This window comes from Streptomyces sp. NPDC007971 (assembly GCF_042958635.1).
In the GTDB taxonomy this organism is placed as follows: Bacteria; Actinomycetota; Actinomycetes; order Streptomycetales; family Streptomycetaceae; genus Streptomyces.
Genome location: NZ_JBIBJK010000034.1, coordinates 39,799 through 57,307 on the forward strand (window position 1 = coordinate 39,799; position 17,509 = coordinate 57,307).

Consider the following 17,509-nt stretch of genomic DNA (forward strand, 5'->3'; position numbering starts at 1 on the left):
CGGGGACTCGGCCGGTCGTTTGACGGTACGTCGCAGGCGGCTCTGCCACCGGGCTCCACGGGCACATGTCCTCGACACGGTGCCGGGGTGGCGTAGTGGTGCGGTGGGCGCGCCGCGAGGCCGCTCGGCCCTTCGATGCGTCGACGACCGAGCGGTGCCTGGTGTCGACGACCGAACGGCGCCATGGTGCCGACGACCGAGCGGCGCCATCGGCGGCACCGGAAGGCGCCCCTCGGTCCGCGCTGCCGGCATCAGGCTCCGGCGTGCTTCTCGAATCGGCTCGGCACAGGGAAGTAGACGTCGAGGAAGGACTTCAGAAGACGGTTGCAGCGGTCGTAGTCCGATTCCGTCGAGCAGGTGTCGTTGAGACAGAACACCTTCTTGTCGCGCTTCAGGAGCAACTGGTCCAGCCGGTTGGCCGAGTTCGGCAACGACACATCGATGTAGGCATAGGTGAGTTCCGAGGGCAGAGCCCGCTGGGTGTGGAAGGCGTAGTAGTGGTAGAGGGACGAGGTCACGGCCAGGTCGTCCGGCCCCCGGAACCGCGTGGCGGCCGTCATCCGGTGCTGCTCGGGAAAGTCCTCCTCGATCTCGTCGAGAACGGTGCGTCGCAGCGCATGCGGCACGTGGCGCATCTTCTGGACCAGCAGTCTGCCGAAGCGCTCCTGGACGATGGCCCTGTTGTTCTTGCCCGCGAGGGAGACCGGCGGGTCCTGGTCGGCGCGGGGACCGAGCGGAACCAGGGCCGGCGAGGGGAAGAACTTGCTCAGGCCGTTGGCGAGGAAGAAGTCCTCGGGAAGGACCTCACTCCCGAGGAAGACGTCGTCGTTGAAGTAGAGGAAGTGTTCGGACAGACCGCTGATGTGGTGGAGCTGGCTCTCGATCGCATGCGAGTTGAACGTCGGGAGGAATTCCTGCCGGCTGAATATGTCGCGGTGGCTGACCACCTGGATGCCGGGCTGGTCGGTGTCCAGCCAGGGCGGGGTCTGGTCGTCGGTGACGAGGTAGATGTTGCGGATCCACGGGGCGTGCATGGACAGCGAGCGAAGCGAGTAACGCAGCTCGTCGTGGTCGGCGTACCGGCCGGCGTTGGCCGCCTCTTCGTGAAGGCCCTCGCTCGACGCGGCGGCCCGGCGGCGCAGCCACAGCGGATCGCTCCCGTCCACCCAGGTGTAGACGGCATCCACGGGAAAGTCGATGTCTCCCGGAAGCAGTGCCGTAAAGGCCTTGCGGGTGCGCACCGTTGCCGTGGAGCGGCCTTGGGGGCGGTGTCCGGCCGGAGTCGTGAATGCGGCCACGGAAGACCGCACCATGGGCTCGTCAACGGGTACGGAGTCGGTGACCGCGTTACGTCGGGGTGCCTGGAGCATGCCGTCCTGCGGCTCCCAGAACTCGATCTCGCAGGCATGCTCGGGCCCCAGCACCAGCTGGTCCCCAGGCTCGGCGTGGAACCAGAACAGACCCAGTGCCGGGGCCTTCGCCGCTGCCCGCCACGCGCGCTCCCGGTGGGCGGGAAGGACACGAGCGCTGCCGGCTCCTCGGCACACCAGATATCCCGGGACCGCCTGGCACAGTCTGCGCAGTGAGTCCACGGCCTGCTGCCGTTCGCCCGCGGGCACCGCGACGATGGTGGAATGCCGTTCCTGGCCCCGCACGCAGAAGTAGTCGATCCCTGAACTTTCCAGGGCTGCGGTCACCCGGGAAAGGTTGCCCGCCCGGGCCACGTGCGGCGCGAGATGCTGTTCCCGCAGCGCGATGCGCGCGCGGCCGTCCGCCCACACCACGACCGCCCCGGCGGCCTCGGTCCGTGAACGGCACAGCAGGGTCAGCAACGCCAGCCTCGACCGGCGCACCGCAGCCGTCACGAACGCACCGCTCACCACGGCCTTGAGTTTCCTGCGCGACTCGGGCGAGTAACGGCGTGCGATGCTCCGCCGCAGCCGGTGTGGCATCAAGGCCCGGTAGGCCCTGACGAGGGCAGCCCCCTCGGCATTGACCGAACGGCTGTTGACGGCCGGGGGATCGGCGGGGGGAGTTCTGGGCAGCGGCCGAGACTGCGCCTGTTCTTGTTCAGCGGCCGTTGGGTCCATGGTGAGCCTTTACCTTTCCCGGGCCTCTCCGAGCTGCCGGGATCACAGCTCCGGCAATGCAAGGGCCCCTCGCCTGGGGGGAGATGCCGGGAAGAATCGACAGGTTCACTGCTGCGGCAGTAACAGGGATCACAGGCCCTGATGGGAACGAAGGGTGACGAGAACCGGTCCTGTTGGCCAACAAGGGTGCGCGCGCCCACCCCTACGTTCCCTTGCAAGCGCGAGCAGAGGTGTCCCAGTGCCATGAACCAAGCCCTGTTGTCCCGCGCAGTGACCGTTGCGGCACGGGCCCGCCGTACCGTGAGACGGACCCGTCGAAGCATGGAACAGATCAGGACGGTTCCCGCCTTCAGCGGTCCGGGGCGTGGCCGGCCGGCACTGCGCCCGGTTCACCTCTCGGTTCTCGGCGGCGGGACGCTCAATGTCGCGGTGCCCCGTCCCCCCGGTCACGACGACATCGAATCGGCGTTCCTTCAGGTGCGGCGGCGCAACGAGTCGCACACCGTGCCCCTGGACCTGGAGGACCAGTGGGACGGAACCACCCTGCTGACGACCACCACTGCGCTGTGTCATCCCCACGGTGACGATCCGCAGCAGCCGGGTCTGCGGGTGGGGGACGGGCTGTGGCGGCTGACGGTCGTGGTCTCCTACCGCTCCGGTTCCACGGCCCGGTTCGCCCTCGTGGCCCCGCCCGCGCCCGCCGCGGACGGTCCCACGCTCCCGACCTTTCCGAGTGCCGGCTCCGGCGCGGTGTTCCGGATGGTGCGCTCCCTCGAAGACCGCGCGATGCTCAAGGTCACCGGGCCTCGCCGGCAGGCCGAACTGACGGGCTTCACCGCGGGATGGGACCGCGTCACCGTCCACGGCCGCTTGATCGCGGCCGGCCTCGAACCCTCGCGCTTCACCGCCGAAGCGGTACCGCGCACCGTGGGTTCCGCCGTCCCGGTCCGCCCCGGGTGGCAGGGGAACCGGTTCACCTTCGAGGTCCCGCTCTCGGCCATGTCCGCGGGCGGCAGGACGGCCCGCGTCTGGGACCTGCGTCTGCGAAGCGGCCGTACGAAGATCAGGATCGGTCGTCGCCTGACCGACGTGAGGCATCCGGGCAAGGTCTTCCGAACACCGTTCCACACCGTCGCGCTGCCCACCGGCGAGCTGCTGCGGGTACACGCCCACGTCTCCGGAGCCGGATGGGCCGCGGTGAGTTGCACAGTCATCCCCACACTCGAGGACAGAACCCGATGAAGATCACCTTTCTGCTCACCTGGGCCGACGGGATGGGCGGAACGGAGATGGCCGTCTACACGCAGGCCGCGCACCTCGCCCGACACCATGACGTGGAAGTGCTCAGCATCTTCAGGACCCAGGAGGAGCCCTTCTTCGAGGCCGGCCGCGAGGTGCCGCGACGCTATCTCGTCGACCGCACGGGACAGGTCGCCCGGCCGGTGCGCACCACCACGCTCGACGAGGAGACGTGCCGTTTCCTCACCTCGCTCCCCAGCGAGATCATCAAGCCCGACTGGGAACCCACGTTCGACCGGCTCTCGGACATCGAGATGACGGCGGCGCTGTCCTCGCTGGACGCCGACGTGCTGGTCACCACGACCCCGGCGCTCATGGCTGCCGCGGCGGAGCTGGTGCCCTGGGACGTCATCACCGTCCACCAGGAGCACCGCGCCTCCCAGCTGCGCGGAGTCACCGGCGATCCCCTGCTGATGTACGCGCCCGCCGTCGACGCACTCGTCTCGCTCACCGAGCGCACCAGCGAGTGGTTCGCCGACTCCCTCGGTGAGGCCGCGCCGGTCCTGGCCGCCATACCCAATGCCGTTCCGGACGGATTCCGGCCCCGTTCGGACCTCACCCACAAGACGATCGTGCTGGCTGCCCGCATGACGCCGGAGAAGCAGCTGGACCATGCCATCGAGGCGTTCGCATCCCTCACGGACGAGCACCCCGCATGGACCATGCGCATCTTCGGGGACGGGCCGCAGGAGGTCCGCCTGCGGCGGTTGATCGACGGGCTGAAGCTGCACGACCGGGTCCAGCTCCTGGGCCACACCAGCCAGATGACCTCCGAGTGGGCCAAGGCGGGCATGGCGGTGCTGCCCTCCCGCAACGAGGCGTTCCCGCTGGTCCTGCTGGAGATGATGGCCGCGGGCCTGCCCGTCGTCGCCTACGACGTCGTCACCGGCCCGGCGGAGATCATCCGTCACGGAGTCGACGGCCTGCTCGTCCCCGCGGGCGACAAGGAGTCCCTGGCCGCCGCGATGTCCACGCTGATGGCCGATGACACGCTGCGCCGGTCCTACGGTGCGGCCGGCCGGGCCGGTGTCCAGGAGAGGTTCTCCGCGCAGCGCGTCACTGCGCAGTGGGAAGAGCTCCTCACGCTTCTGACGGCGCGCCGGGCCACGGCATCCCGCACCGCCGACCGCGCGGACCGCATGGCCCGCCGGATCGCGGCCGGCGGAAGCCGCCACTTCAACATCGCCGCTCCCGTCACCCTGCTGGCGGCCTCCGCCGACGAGCAGAAGGCCCGGGAGGTCATGCTCCAGGCCCAGGACCGTACGGGCCGTCTCGTCAGGAGCGCGGGCCGGCTCGCCGAGGTGCGTGACGACGTCCCCGCGGCGCGCATGGCCGAGTGGAATCTGGAGATCGTGGCCGAGGTGTTCACCGCGCGTGACATCCCGTACCTCATGCTGCGCGACGGATCCCCCACCCACCGTCTCGCCGTCGCGGTCGAAGACCGCGAGCGGGCCATCGACGCGCTGGCTTCCGGTCTGCTTGCCGAACCCGTCTACGCCGAGCTGATCACCCCGAGGGGAACAGCTCCCGGTGCGGTGCTGGCCGAGCGGCTGCGTACCGTCGGGGAGGTCATGGGCCTGCGTGTCTTCAAACCGGTGGTCACACAGAGCCGCACCCTGCGCTACGGCCCCGCGTACGGCTGCCAGATCGAGTTCTGGACCGAGAACGACGAGAGCGACGAACTGCCCGGCTGGCGCAGGGCTCCGCGCGGATCCACCCTGGTCGGCCCCTGCCTGCCCGACCTGAAGCCGACCGCGCGGCTGCGTGTCGGCGAGCGCGACCACCCCACCGCCGCGGCGTTCACCGACCGCCTGATGAAGGACATCGACTTTCCCGTCGACGCCGTCTACACATGGGTCGACGACACGGACCCCGACTGGCGTGCACGGCGGGACGTGGCCAAGAAGGCCGCAGGCATCGCCGACGAGGAGGCCGACAGCGGGGACGTGCGGTTCCGCAACCGCGACGAACTGCGGTACTCACTGCGGTCGTTGGCCATGTACGCGCCCTGGATCCGCAACATCTACATCGTCACCGACGACCAGACCCCGCACTGGCTGGACACGTCCCAGCCCGGCGTCAGGGTCATCAGCCACCGTGAGGTCTTCACCGACACGGAATGGCTGCCCACGTTCAACTCGCACGCCATCGAGAGCCAGCTGCACCACATCGACGGCCTGTCGGAGCACTTCCTCTATTTCAACGACGACGTCTTCCTGGGGCGCCCCCTCACCCCGCAGGAATTCTTCACCAGCAACGGCCACACCCGCTTCTTCTGGTCGCCCACGGCGGTACCGCCCGCTCCGCTCTCCCCCGAGGACGAGGGCTACTTCGCCGCGGCCAAGAACAACCGGGCCCTGCTGGAGCGGGACTTCCAGCGCACCGCCACGCAGGGATTCCTGCACACGCCGCACCCGCTCAGGCGCAGCGTTCTCACCGAGATCGAGGAGGCGTACCCGAAGGAGATCGCCACCACCGCGTCCAGCACCTTCCGGGCGAGGACAGACCTCTCCGTCCCCTCCTCGCTCCACCACCACTACAGCTACCTGACCGGACGGTCACACCCCTCCACCCTCTCCAGCACGTTCGTCAACGCCGGCCGCTACGAGCACCACACCCGGCTGAGCCGGCTCCTCGCCACCCGCAGCCACAGCGTGTTCTGCATCGGTGAATCGCCGAACGCGGAAGTTCCCGCCGACGAACAGGACCGTGTCCTGAGGGCCTTCCTCAACGCCTACTTCCCCGTACCGTCGCGGTTCGAGCGGAGCTGACCGTCCCCCCGCCCCGCAGCCGTCCGCACCACAGCCGGAGCCAGAGCCAGGGCCATCGGCACAGGCAGTTGCGGGGCGCCCAGCCTGACCCATCGCATTCCCCACAGGAGAACACCCCCCATGCTCGACCGAGCCGGCCGCGCCCGAAGCTCCCCACGACAGGAGAACAAGGATTCCTCACCGGCCGGTGACCGCCCGCAGCGCATACTCCTGCTGGACGCACTGCGGCTGATCGCCGCGCTCGCCGTGATGTCCTATCACTACCTCGCACGGGACAGCGGCGGGAACATCGACCTGAAGGCGCAGTTCCCGGCAGCGTTCCCGGTCGCCGCATACGGCTGGCTGGGTGTCCAGCTCTTCTTCCTGATCAGCGGGTTCGTCATCTGCATGAGCTGCTGGGGGAAGTCGCCGAAGGAGTTCTTCGTCTCGCGCGTGGTGAGGCTCTTTCCGGCCTACTGGTTCGCGGTCGTCGCCACCACGGTGACCCTCGCGGTGATCCCCGGAGGCGCGCGGCCCCTGCCGTGGAACGACGTGCTGACCAACCTGACGATGCTCCAGGAGCCTCTCGGGGTCGAACACGTCGACGGTGCGTACTGGACCCTCTTCGCCGAGCTCAGGTTCTACCTGTTGTTCGCGCTCCTGACCTGGTGGGGGCTCACCTACCGCCGTGTCCTGCTCTTCTGCTGCGTCTGGGCCGTGGCCAGCGCGATGTACGCCCAGGCCCCGACCGACGACCCGTTGCGGCTGCTGATCATGCCGGACAGCAGCTGGTACTTCATCGCCGGCATCGCGCTCTATCTCATGCACCGTTTCCGCCCGAACCTGATGCTCTCCGGCGTGGTCCTGCTGTGCTTCGCCGCGTCGCTTCCCTTCGTGCTCACCACATGGAAGAACACGGGCACGTACATCGGTCACACGGTCCCGTCATGGCCCGTGGTCGTCATCCTGGCCGCCTTCTTCGGGGTCATGACGCTCGTCGCCACAACGAACCTCTCCTGGATATCCTGGCGATGGCTGACCGGCGCGGGTGCCCTCACCTACCCGGTGTACCTGCTCCACCAGGACATCGGCCGCGAAGTGTTCAGCCTGTGGCTTCCCCGCCCTCCGTCCGGCGTGCTGGTCGTCCTGGTGGCGGCGGCCATGCTGACGCTCGCCTGGCTGGTGCACCGCTATGTCGAGCGCCCGCTGGGGCGCCGCCTCAAGCAGGGTCTTGCCCAACTCTGACCGGCTATGTCCATGCAGCGTCCGCGTCCCTGACGGCACCCCCGTGCACGGTCCTTCGCCGGCCTCGGCACGACAGACAGATTCGACAGCTCCGCTGCGCGGCGGGCACCAGCTTCCCTTTCCGGTCATGGAGGTCTCCACACCCATGCGTCTCTTCAATCGCCTCTCCGCCGCCGGGCTGCCACGTCAGTCGAAGTCCACGGCCCTGGCGCCCCATGTACAGATCTGCGCCCACACGGACGACGACCTGTATTTCATGACGCCGGACCTGTGGGAATCCGTGGATTCCGGGATACCCCAGGTCAGCGTCTATCTGACGACGGGCGAGGCCGACGGCGTCAATCTCCCCATGGACGACGCGGCCCGCAGGACCGCCGCACCTGATTTCCCCGGCTACACCGCCGCCCGCCAGCACGGGATCCGCGCGGCCTACGCCTTCATGGTCACCGGCAGCCGACGGGCCCCGTGGGTGCGCTCCACCGTGAAGCTCCGGGGCGTCACGGCGGAGGTCAACAGCCTGGACGACGGACGCATCACCCTGGTCTTCCTCAACCTGCGCACCGGCCAGGGCGCACAGGGGACGAACCTTCTGGGTCTGTGGCAGCAGTCCGGCAGGACGCTCGCGACCCTGCGCCCGGCAGCCAGCCCCATCCCCTCCACATGCGACGGGCAGCTGCTGACCCGGGACGACGTCACCGGCGTGCTCACCGACATCCTGCAGCGGTACGCCCCGGCCCTCGTGCGCATCATGAACCCGGATCCCCAGTGGACCGCGGTCGACAAAAAGACCGGAGGCATCACCTACTGCGACAACTCCGACCACACCGCTGCGGCCCTCTTCGCCATGGCGGCACTCGAGAAGTACGAGCGAACCGGCAGACAGCGGCCCGCAGCCGTCGAAAGCTACACGGGGTACTGCAACAAGCTGCGTCCCCGCAGCCTCAGCCCGCAGCAGGCCGCCCGTAAGTTCTCCTACCTGGCGGTCTACGGCGGCGAGGACGGCCACGCGTGCGAACAGCCCCCGGGCCTGTGCGGTGACAGGCCACTCGGCAACCGCGCGTACAACCGGTTCTACGGACAGAGCACCAACTACCGCTGGCAGTCGAGCACCAACTGGCTCCAGGCGCTGCCCGACGGGCGGCTCGCCGCCTTCGCCGTGCTCGGCGGCCGACCGGTCATGTGGACCCAGGACCGCCCCGGCGGCGACAGGTGGTCGGGGCCGGCACCGCTCGGCCGCCTGCCCCACGGCGGCGGGCGCTTCCTCGCTCGCCTCGACACGACACGCGACGCCGGCGGACGCCTTCACATCGTCGCGGTGAGGGCCGAGGTGGGAGCCGCCCCCGAACAGCAGCAGCGCAACCTCATGCACCTCACCCAGGATCCCGTGACGGGCGAGTTCGGTGCCTGGACCGACCTCCGGAGCCCCTACAACACATCGGCGGAGCATGAGGCACGGCGTCGCGCCCTGGGTATGCCGGTGGTCGTCGCCTCCGGTTCCGGCATCCAGGTCGTGGTCCGCAATTTCGGTACCGGTCTCAGTTCCCGAAGCCTGACCGAGGACGGATGGCAGCCCTGGGGCGACCTGAAGGGCGGTGTTCTGGAAGGCACGGCCGCCCTCGCCACGAGCAGAGGCACCGTCGAGATATATGCCCCCAGCAGCACCAGCGGCATGGGCATCCTGCGCTGGCACCAGACCACCCCCGACGGAGCCTTCGCACGCGACTACGGCACCCAACTCGCCCAGCCTGCCGCCCCCGTGACCCTCGTCGAGCAGACCGACGGCCGCCTGCTGATGTTCTCCCGGCAGCCCGAGACCGGCTGGCTCCTCGCCCACCGGCAGCACCGGCCGGACGGCACCTGGAACACACAGCCCGAGATCGCCTGCACCACTCCCGGCTTCGGCCCCCTCGCCCACGCCGTACTGCCCACGGGCGAAGCCGCCCTGATCCAACGCACCGACGAGCAAGGGCTGAGCCTCTGCATCCAGCCCCTCGACGGCAGCCCCGTACGCCCGGAATGGACTTCCCTCGGCAGCGGCCCGTTCGTGCACACACCCGCCGCCGCCCTCGACCACCAAGGCCGACTGGTCATCGCCTGCATCGACGCCCAGGCCTGCCTCAACACCCTCACCCTCGGCCTGCCGGGCGACCGGGAACTCACGGCCCTTCCCCCGTGGACGACCCATCACATCCCGGGGTGTCAGCTCTCCGTCTGACACGGGTCCGTGCCCGTGGAGTCCGGCCGAACGGACTCCGGACCCGGATCGTCCCGGCGCGCCGCCCTGTTCACCGTCGTGCGCACGCACTTCACCAGGTGCGGGGAGCGCGGCACGCATGTCTGCCATGTGGCGGACGTCATAAATCCATGCCGGAACTCGGCCTTCGATCCGTCCGACTCCTAGAGCGGTGCGGCTGAGACTGCCCGCCGCCGTACGACGGTTCGACGCGACCAGGAAGGTCGAGCATGGCCGACTCCCGACACTCGCCCCGCGCTGTGGGCGTGCGTCCCCGCACGTTGATGCCCCCGCCCGCGCTCTGTGGCTTCGTGCTGCTTCTGGCCGTGGTCTTCTCGGTGTCGTACGCCGTGGGATCGGCCACCGGACCCGTGGCACCGGGCATACACGGCACCGGCGCCGGTGGCAGTGGGGGCGGCGGCAGCAGCGGGGGCAGTGGGGGTTCCGGCGGCGGTGACACCGGCCACATGTCCGGGATGCACGGAGGCGGTGAGTGATGGGAGCCGAACCGATGGCGCCGCCCCTGGTCACGGACCTGACGGTCGGCGGCATGACGTGCGCCGCCTGCGTGCGGCGGGTCGAGAAGAAGCTCGCCAAGCTCGCGGGGGTCACGGCGACCGTCAATCTCGCCACCGGGCTCGCCCGGGTCAGCCATCCGGCGGACATCCTTCCGGGGGACCTCGTCACGGCCGTCGAACAGGCAGGATACGAGGCCGCGCTCCCCGAGCCCCCGGCACCGAAGAAGCGTGACGACAGGGCCGGTGACGAGGACGATCCCGGGAGCGCCGCCCGGCAGGAGCGCGAGCGGCTCGTCGTCACCGCACTGCTCGCCGTGCCCGTCCTGGTGCTGTCGATGGTGCCGTCCCTGCAGTTCCGCAACTGGCAGTGGCTGTGCTTCATGCTGGCGGCACCCGTCGCGGTGTGGAGCGCCTGGCCGTTCCACGTACGGGCGGTACGGGGACTGCGCCACTCCGCGGCCACCATGGACACCCTCGTCTCGCTGGGCGTGGTGGCCTCCTTCTCCTGGTCGGCGTATGCGCTGTTCCTCGGGGGAGCGGGCGATCCCGGGATGCGGATGCCGTTCAGCGTGCTGCCGTCCGCGTCGGACGGCCCGGCGCACGTGTACCTCGAAGCCGCGGTCGGTGTCCCGCTGTTCGTGCTGGCCGGCCGGTTCCTGGAGGCGCGTGCCCGGCGGGGGACCGGTGCCGCGATGCGGTCGCTGGCGGAGCTCGCCGCCAAGGAGGTGTCCGTCCGCGACGAACACGGCGAGCGCTGCGTCCCCATCGAGCAGCTGAGGGTGGGGCAGGTCTTCGCCGTGCGGCCCGGCGAGCGGGTCGCCACCGACGGCCGCGTCACGGAGGGCAGTTCCGCGGTGGACCTGTCCCTGGTCACCGGCGAGAGCGAGCCCGTCGAGGTGGGGCCCGGCTCGGCCCTGGTCGGCGGAGCCGTGAACGCGGGCGGGCTGCTGCTCGTCCGCGCCACCGCCGTCGGAGCCGATACACAGCTGGCCCGCATCGCCGAACTGGTGACACAGGCCCAGGCGGGCAAGGCGCGGGCACAACGGCTGGCCGACGCGGTGGCCGGGGTGTTCGTGCCCGTCGTGCTGACCATCGCGGTCACCGTGCTCGGGTTCTGGCTCGGCGCCGGGGCCGACCCGCAGGCGGCGATCACCGCGTGCGTGGCCGTACTGGTCGTGGCCTGTCCCTGCGCCCTGGGCCTGGCCACGCCGACCGCCCTGATGGCCGCCACCGGACGCGGGGCCCAGCTGGGCGTGCTGGTCAGCGGACCGCAGACGCTGGAGGCACTCCAGCACGTCGACACGGTCGTCCTGGACAAGACCGGCACACTGACCAGCGGCCACATGAGCGTCGCGCAGGTCACCGCCGCTCCGGGCGGCCTCGGTCAGGAAGCCGTCCTCCGTCTGGCCGGTGCCGTGGAACAGGGCTCCGAGCACCCCCTCGGGCGGGCCGTCACCGCGCACGCCCGGCGTTCGGCGGCCGAGGAGGCGCTGCCCGCCGTGCGGGACTTCGTGGCCACGCCGGGGCGGGGAGTACGCGGCCGCGTGGACGGCCGCACGGTCGAAGTGCTCGCGCCGGACGGGGAGTTGCCGGACTCCTTGGCGAAAGCACTCCTCGCCGCGGAGGCCGCCGCGCACACACCGGTCCTGGTCCGGGTGGACGGGGCGGCCGAGGCGCTGATCGCGGTCGGCGACGTCGTCCGTCCCGGCAGCTACCGGGCCGTCGACCGGCTGCGCAGGCTCGGGATCCGCCCCGTGCTGGCCACCGGCGACCGCGAGGCACCGGCGAGAGCCGTCGCCGACACGCTCGGCATCGACGAGGTCCACGCCCGCTGCACGCCCGAGGACAAGGCCGCGCTGGTACGGCGCTTGCAGGACGAGGGCGGCCGTGTCGCGGTCGTCGGGGACGGCGTGAACGACGCCGCCGCGCTCGCCGGCGCCGACCTGGGCATCGCCATGGGCAGCGGCACGGACGTGGCCATCGGCGCGGCCGACCTGACGCTCGTACGCGGGGACATCGAAGCCCTGTCGGACGCCGTCCTGCTCGCCCGGCGCACGCTCGGCACGATCCGGACCAACCTGGTGTGGGCCTTCGGCTACAACGTCGTCACCGTGCCGCTCGCCATGGTGGGACTGCTCAATCCGATGGTGGCGGCGGCCGCCATGTCGGCCAGCTCCGTGCTGGTGGTGGGCAACAGCCTGCGTCTGCGCGCCTGGCAGCCGTCGCCCGCACCGGCGCGCGAGCGGCGGCGAAGGAGGGAAGGCCACCGGTGAACGGAGTGCTCGCCCACCTGGCGGCCCGGCTCGGCGATCGCCGACGGCTGACCGACACCCTCCTTGCCGCCCTGGTGCCCGTCGCCGCCTCCAGCCTGGCCCTGGCGGGCCTGACCACCTGGGCCGGTACGGGCAACGCGGGCAGTCCGGCCCGCATACGCGTGACGGAAGGGCGCGTCCTTCTCCCGGTCGCGGGAGCGTCCCAGACGGCGGCGTTCTTCCGCATCACCAACGAGGGCGGCTCGGCCGACCGGCTGGTGGACGTCACCTCGCCCGACGCTCCCGGCGGAATACGTCTGTCCCGCCACCACATGAGCACCGCAGCCACGGCCTACCGCTCCTCGGTCGACTCGATCGGCATACAGGCGGGGAAGAGCGTCGCCATGTCGCCCTACGGGGTCGACCTGACGGTGACGGCCCCGGCCGGCGCATGGCGGCCGGGTGACCTCGTGTCCTTCACCCTGACCTTCAGCCGCAGCGGCCGGGTGGAGCTGCCTGCCGTGGTGGTCCGGCCCGGAACGATCGCCTTCTAGAAGGCGGTCCCCGATCCCCGAAGGCATGGTTCCGGGCACGCTCGCGCCCCATCGGTCAGCGGTCTTCGCGGCCGTGACCCGGCCTGCCCGGTGCCGGGAGGCGCAGTCCCGTCCCATGGATCGAGGGGCCGGCGCCGGCAGCCGCCACGGAACCGTCACGCTCCAGGAGTCGCTGCCGTGGCCCGTGGAGTTCCCGCTCTGCTGCTGTGGTCTGTGTCACCCTTCTCTGGTTGAGTCCGGGGGCAGGTCTCCGTACGTACCCCCTGACGACGATCGGACCACGGGTGCGAAGATGGGCGCGTCATGACTGTCGGAGGGTGGTGCCGCACGCTGCGGGCCGGTGTGTTCGCCGTCGTCTGCGTGCTCCTCGCTGCCCTCGGCCACGTGATGATGTCCGGTGTCTCCGTGGCCTGGTGGGCCATGGCGGCGGGTGCCGCCGGGACAGGTGCCGCCGGCTGGTGTCTCGCCGGCCGTGAGCGCGGACACGCGCTCATCGTCACCGTCGTGGTCGCGGCCCAGGCGCTGCTCCACGAAGGCTTCTCCCTGGCGCAGTCGTTCGTGTCCGGACCGCATGCGGCCTCGTCCGCCGTGACACATGGCGTGGCCACCATGGACATGGGCGCCATGCGCATGGACTCCCTGCACATGGACTCCCTGCACAGGGACTTCCTGCCCAGGGGCGCGACGGACATCGCCGGCATGGGAGACATGGGATCGGGCTCCATGATGCACATGGAGTCCGGCCTCCACGGTGGGCACAGCATGGGTGGCGGCGGGGCCTTCGGCATGTTCGCCGCGCACCTGCTCGCCGCGGTCCTGTGCGGCCTGTGGCTCGCGTACGGCGAGCGGGCCGTCTTCCGCATTCTGCGTGCGGTCGCCGCCCGTCTGGTGGCGCCGCTGCGGCTGCTGCTCGCCCTGCCGGTGCCGCCGCGTCGGCCGTCGATGCGACGTCGACGCGACGCCGACCGCCGGACCCTGGCACGACTCCTTCTCAGTCACGCCATCACCTCCCGGGGGCCGCCCACGGGTACCGCTGTCGCCTGAGACAGCCGGATCCACCGGGGCTCTTCCCTCCTTTTCTCTCGGCCGGCCTTCCGAGCCTTCCTCGGAAGCGTTCGCACGCCGTGCCGCCGCCGGCACCTGAGAATCCCTGCGTACTGCCTGCACGCACACGAGCCTGCGCGAGCCCCGGGCACCGCCGTACCACCCCTACGGCTGCACCCCACTCACCGGAGAGAGCCGTGGCCCCACGAAGGGCCCGGCCCCGGATGACCTGAGAAGGACACCTCGTGATCACTTCTGCCCTGCCCGCTCCGCACACGCAAAGGGCCTCGGCGGACGCGGCGGCGACCGCCTGGGCGCTGGCCGCCCGGAGCGGCGACCCGGACGCGGCCGAACGGTTCGTCAGGGCCCTGCACTCCGACGTGCTGCGCTACGTCGCCCATCTGGGGGCGGATCCCCAGAACGTCGACGATCTGGCACAGGACACGTTCGTGCGGGCCCTCGGCAGCCTGCACCGGTTCGAGGGACGCGCCTCGGCCCGCACCTGGCTGCTGTCCATCGCCCGCCGCGCGGTCGTCGACAGCTTCCGCCGCGCCGCCGTCCGGCCCCGGACGGCGGACACCCACGACTGGCAGGCGGCCGTGGAACGGGCCCAGCCGCAGGGGCTGCCGGGCTTCGACGACCGCATCGCGCTCCTCGACCTGCTGAACGCGCTCCCCGACGAACGCCGTGAGGCGTTCGTCCTGACCCAGGTGGCGGGGTTGTCCTACGAGGAGGCCGCCCGGCTCGGCGGCTGCCCCGTCGGCACGGTGCGGTCCCGCGTGGCCCGCGCACGGATGACCCTCATGGGGCTGCTCGACGAGGTCGAGGGGCCCGGCCCGCACGCGGGCACGCAGGAGCCCGTTCGGCGCACGACGGCTCCGGCGGCCACGACGGCTCCGGCGGCCACGACGGTTCAGGCCGCCACGGCGGCCTGAGGAAGACGGGCCCGGCGTCACCCGCGGACGAGTGGGCGAGGTGGCGCCGGCGCCCCGGGCCCGGTCACAGGGGATCCGTGACCACCGGCGTCCGCACGGCGCCGTCCCTGCCCGTGCGGCGGTCGGATTCCCGGGAAGCCGGGAACTCGGTGGCGCGGGCGTACGACTACTGATGCGACGGCGCGGCACAGCGCGCGGTCGCAGCAGTAGCCAGGAGGGCCTCATGACACCCGAGACAGAGAACGCGTTCGCGGCGATCAGGAGCGACCACGGTGCGGAATCCCTCAGCCGGGTGGAGCGGATGCTGGAACCCGGAGGGGGAGGGGCACGGCACCCGCTCCAGAAGGGAGCCAGGTGGATTCTGCCGGGTCTTTCTCCCACCCCGTGGCACGATCCCCGCGCCCACCCGGAACTGCTCCCCGTCGTCGAGGCACTGGAATCCGCTCACCCGGTCGTCAAGGACGAGCTGAAATCGGCCTGGACAGTACGCCGGGATGCGTTTTCCGACTACGAGCACTATCTGACCCGGCAGAACGACTGGCAGGCTCTCCACCTTTACCGCGGCCGGGCAATGACCGAGGAAGCGGCCGCGACCGTGCCCACCGCCTACAAGGTTCTCAAAGAGTCCGCTGTCGACACGGAGAAGATATGCCCGCTCCTGGAAAGCCATTTCTCCACCCTGTTGCCCGGCGCGTTCATAGCCCCGCACTGCGACCTGTGGAACTTCAGCATCAACCTGCATCTCGCCGTGGACATCCCCGACGGGTGCAGTCTCACCGTCGCAGGTGAGACCCGTACCTGGGAGGAAGGGCGCTGTCTGCTCTTCGACTACTCCTTCGAGCACGAGGCGCGCAACGACGGTGACCGTCCACGCACCTGCCTCCTCGTGGACCTCTGGCACCCGGAGACGACCGTCCCGGAACGGCGGGCACTGGACGTACTCATCTCGGAAATCAGGCGAATGATGGGAGAAGGCTGACCGCCTGAAACCCCTGCAATAAGAACCGGCAGTTATGCACTGTCGGTTTTCAGTGCTGCCCGAAATTTCAATATCCGGCCCTGGGGAATTCTGCAGGACGGTCGTTCTCAAGTCCTCATCGGGGTGCTATCGTGACCGAAAATGATCGACGGATGCGGATACGGATTCGATATTCGTCGCTGTTTCTTTCCTATGGGTGAGGGGGAACCGGACCATGCCGGCACGGCTTTCCCTTCTCGTCCTGGCGCTGGCCCAACTGGTCATCGCCCTCGACTACAACATCGTGTACGTCGCGCTTCCCGGCATAGGCGCCGGCCTCGGCTTCTCGGAGCACGACCTGCAGTGGGTGGTGAGCGCCTACGTCGTGACGACGGGTGGCTTCCTGCTGCTGGGCGGCCGGACCGCGGACCTGCTCGGGCGGCGCCGGACGTTCGTCGCCGCCGCCTTGATCTACGCGGGTTCCTCGCTGGTGGGAGGATTCGCGCAGGCACCCGGAACGCTGCTCGCCGTGCGGGCGGTCCAGGGCCTCGGCGGATCCCTGCTGTTCCCGGCCACCCTGGCCCTGATCAACACGATCTACGCCGAAGGACCGCAGCGGAACCGGGCGTTGGCGGTGTGGGGCGCCGCGGGAGCCGGCGGTCTCTGCTTCGGCTCCCTCCTCGGCGGCGTCCTGGTGGAGGCGTTCGGCTGGCCGTCGGTGTTCTTCGTCAACGTCCCCGTGGCGGGAGCCATGGCGTGGGCGGGCCGGGCCCTGTTCCCGGCGGACGCCCCACGGACCGGACCGCGCCGGTTCGACCTGACGGGCGCCCTGACCGGAACCGGAGGCCTCACCCTCCTGGTGTTCCTGCTGGTGCACGCACCCGAGGCCGGCTGGAGCAGCCCGTCCGTCCTCGCGAGTGCGCTCCTCGCGCCGGTTCTGCTCACGCTCTTCGCCGTCGTCGAGACGCGTGCGCGCCATCCGCTCGTGCCGACCCGGCTGTTCAGGCATAGCGGGCTCGTCGCGGCGATGGCGGTGACCGCCGTGTACAGCGCCACGTTCAGTTCCCTGCCGTACTTCCTGACCCTGTACTTCCAAACCGTGCGCGGCTACAGCGCGTTCGCGACCGGCCTCGCCTTCCTCGTCCCGGCCCTGGTGGTCGCCGGCGGGACCCAGGCGGGGGAGCGGGCCGTCGCGGCCGTCGGCGTACGCCGGATGCTGGCCGGCGGCATGACACTCGGCGCGACGGGAGCCGCCGCCCTCGGCCTCGCGCTCACCCGGCACGGCTCGTACCCGCTGCTGCTGCCGGGCATCGTGCTGCTGGGCCTGGGCCAGGGCGCCGTCTGGACCGGCATGTGGATCACGGCTGCCGCCGGCGTCGCTCCCGAGGACCAGGGCGTGGCGTCGGGGCTCGCCTCGACCAGCCTTCAAGTCGGCAGCGCGGTGGGCCTGGCGGTGCTGGTGGCGCTGGCCGGCACCGCCGGGCCGGACCCGGCCGACGGCGCCTCGCCGGCGGGCCTACGGACTGCCGTGTTCGCCATAGCGGCCGCAATCGCCTGCGGCGTGCCGCTGACCCTCACCGTGCGCAGAGCGCCCACCAGTCCTTGAGCCACTCCTGTCACTCCTGCCGTTC

Annotated in this window: 12 protein-coding genes; 11 read left to right on the forward strand and 1 reads right to left on the reverse strand. The window is 70.5% G+C overall.

Features of this window, described 5'->3' with window-relative positions; genetic code table 11:
* Positions 1–251: 251 nt before the first annotated feature.
* Positions 252–1,952: a stealth conserved region 3 domain-containing protein gene (locus tag ACFZCP_RS42760; RefSeq protein ID WP_391442179.1), complete on the reverse strand. Its 1,701-nt coding sequence runs from the start codon at positions 1,950–1,952 to the stop codon at positions 252–254.
* Positions 1,953–2,411: 459 nt separating this feature from the next.
* Between ACFZCP_RS42760 and ACFZCP_RS42765 the strand changes: the two genes are divergently transcribed.
* The 11 genes from ACFZCP_RS42765 (at position 2,412) to ACFZCP_RS42815 (ending at position 17,484) form a co-directional block, all read left to right on the forward strand.
* On the forward strand, positions 2,412–3,332 hold the full coding sequence (locus ACFZCP_RS42765) for a hypothetical protein (protein WP_391442180.1): 921 nt from the start codon (positions 2,412–2,414) through the stop codon (positions 3,330–3,332).
* Positions 3,329–6,160, forward strand: coding sequence for a stealth conserved region 3 domain-containing protein (locus ACFZCP_RS42770; RefSeq protein WP_391442181.1), 2,832 nt, complete (start codon positions 3,329–3,331; stop codon positions 6,158–6,160). The genes ACFZCP_RS42765 and ACFZCP_RS42770 overlap by 4 nt, the downstream gene beginning before the upstream one ends.
* 120 nt (positions 6,161–6,280) lie before the next feature.
* The gene (locus ACFZCP_RS42775; protein WP_391442182.1) at positions 6,281–7,384 is read left to right on the forward strand and encodes an acyltransferase family protein; all 1,104 of its coding nucleotides are present in this window, start codon (positions 6,281–6,283) and stop codon (positions 7,382–7,384) included.
* A gap of 145 nt (positions 7,385–7,529) precedes the next feature.
* On the forward strand, positions 7,530–9,599 hold the full coding sequence (locus tag ACFZCP_RS42780; RefSeq protein ID WP_391442183.1) for a hypothetical protein: 2,070 nt from the start codon (positions 7,530–7,532) through the stop codon (positions 9,597–9,599).
* Between the two features lie 248 nt (positions 9,600–9,847).
* Positions 9,848–10,114, forward strand: a complete 267-nt coding sequence (locus ACFZCP_RS42785; RefSeq protein WP_391442184.1) for a hypothetical protein — start codon at positions 9,848–9,850, stop codon at positions 10,112–10,114.
* On the forward strand, positions 10,114–12,408 hold the full coding sequence (locus ACFZCP_RS42790; protein ID WP_391442185.1) for a heavy metal translocating P-type ATPase: 2,295 nt from the start codon (positions 10,114–10,116) through the stop codon (positions 12,406–12,408). Before ACFZCP_RS42785 ends, ACFZCP_RS42790 begins: the two co-directional genes overlap by 1 nt.
* Positions 12,405–12,941 carry a copper chaperone PCu(A)C gene (locus ACFZCP_RS42795; RefSeq protein ID WP_391442186.1) on the forward strand — a complete coding sequence of 179 codons (537 nt, stop codon included), beginning with the start codon at positions 12,405–12,407 and terminating at the stop codon, positions 12,939–12,941. Before ACFZCP_RS42790 ends, ACFZCP_RS42795 begins: the two co-directional genes overlap by 4 nt.
* A gap of 303 nt (positions 12,942–13,244) precedes the next feature.
* A complete protein-coding gene (locus ACFZCP_RS42800; RefSeq protein ID WP_391442187.1) occupies positions 13,245–13,985 on the forward strand; it encodes a hypothetical protein in 741 nt (246 codons plus the stop codon).
* A 245-nt stretch (positions 13,986–14,230) separates the two neighbouring features.
* A complete protein-coding gene (locus ACFZCP_RS42805) occupies positions 14,231–14,920 on the forward strand; it encodes a sigma-70 family RNA polymerase sigma factor (RefSeq protein ID WP_391442188.1) in 690 nt (229 codons plus the stop codon).
* A gap of 223 nt (positions 14,921–15,143) precedes the next feature.
* A complete protein-coding gene (locus tag ACFZCP_RS42810) occupies positions 15,144–15,899 on the forward strand; it encodes an aspartyl/asparaginyl beta-hydroxylase domain-containing protein (protein ID WP_391442189.1) in 756 nt (251 codons plus the stop codon).
* 214 nt (positions 15,900–16,113) lie between these two features.
* Positions 16,114–17,484, forward strand: a complete 1,371-nt coding sequence (locus ACFZCP_RS42815; RefSeq protein WP_391442190.1) for an MFS transporter — start codon at positions 16,114–16,116, stop codon at positions 17,482–17,484.
* Positions 17,485–17,509: the final 25 nt, after the last annotated feature.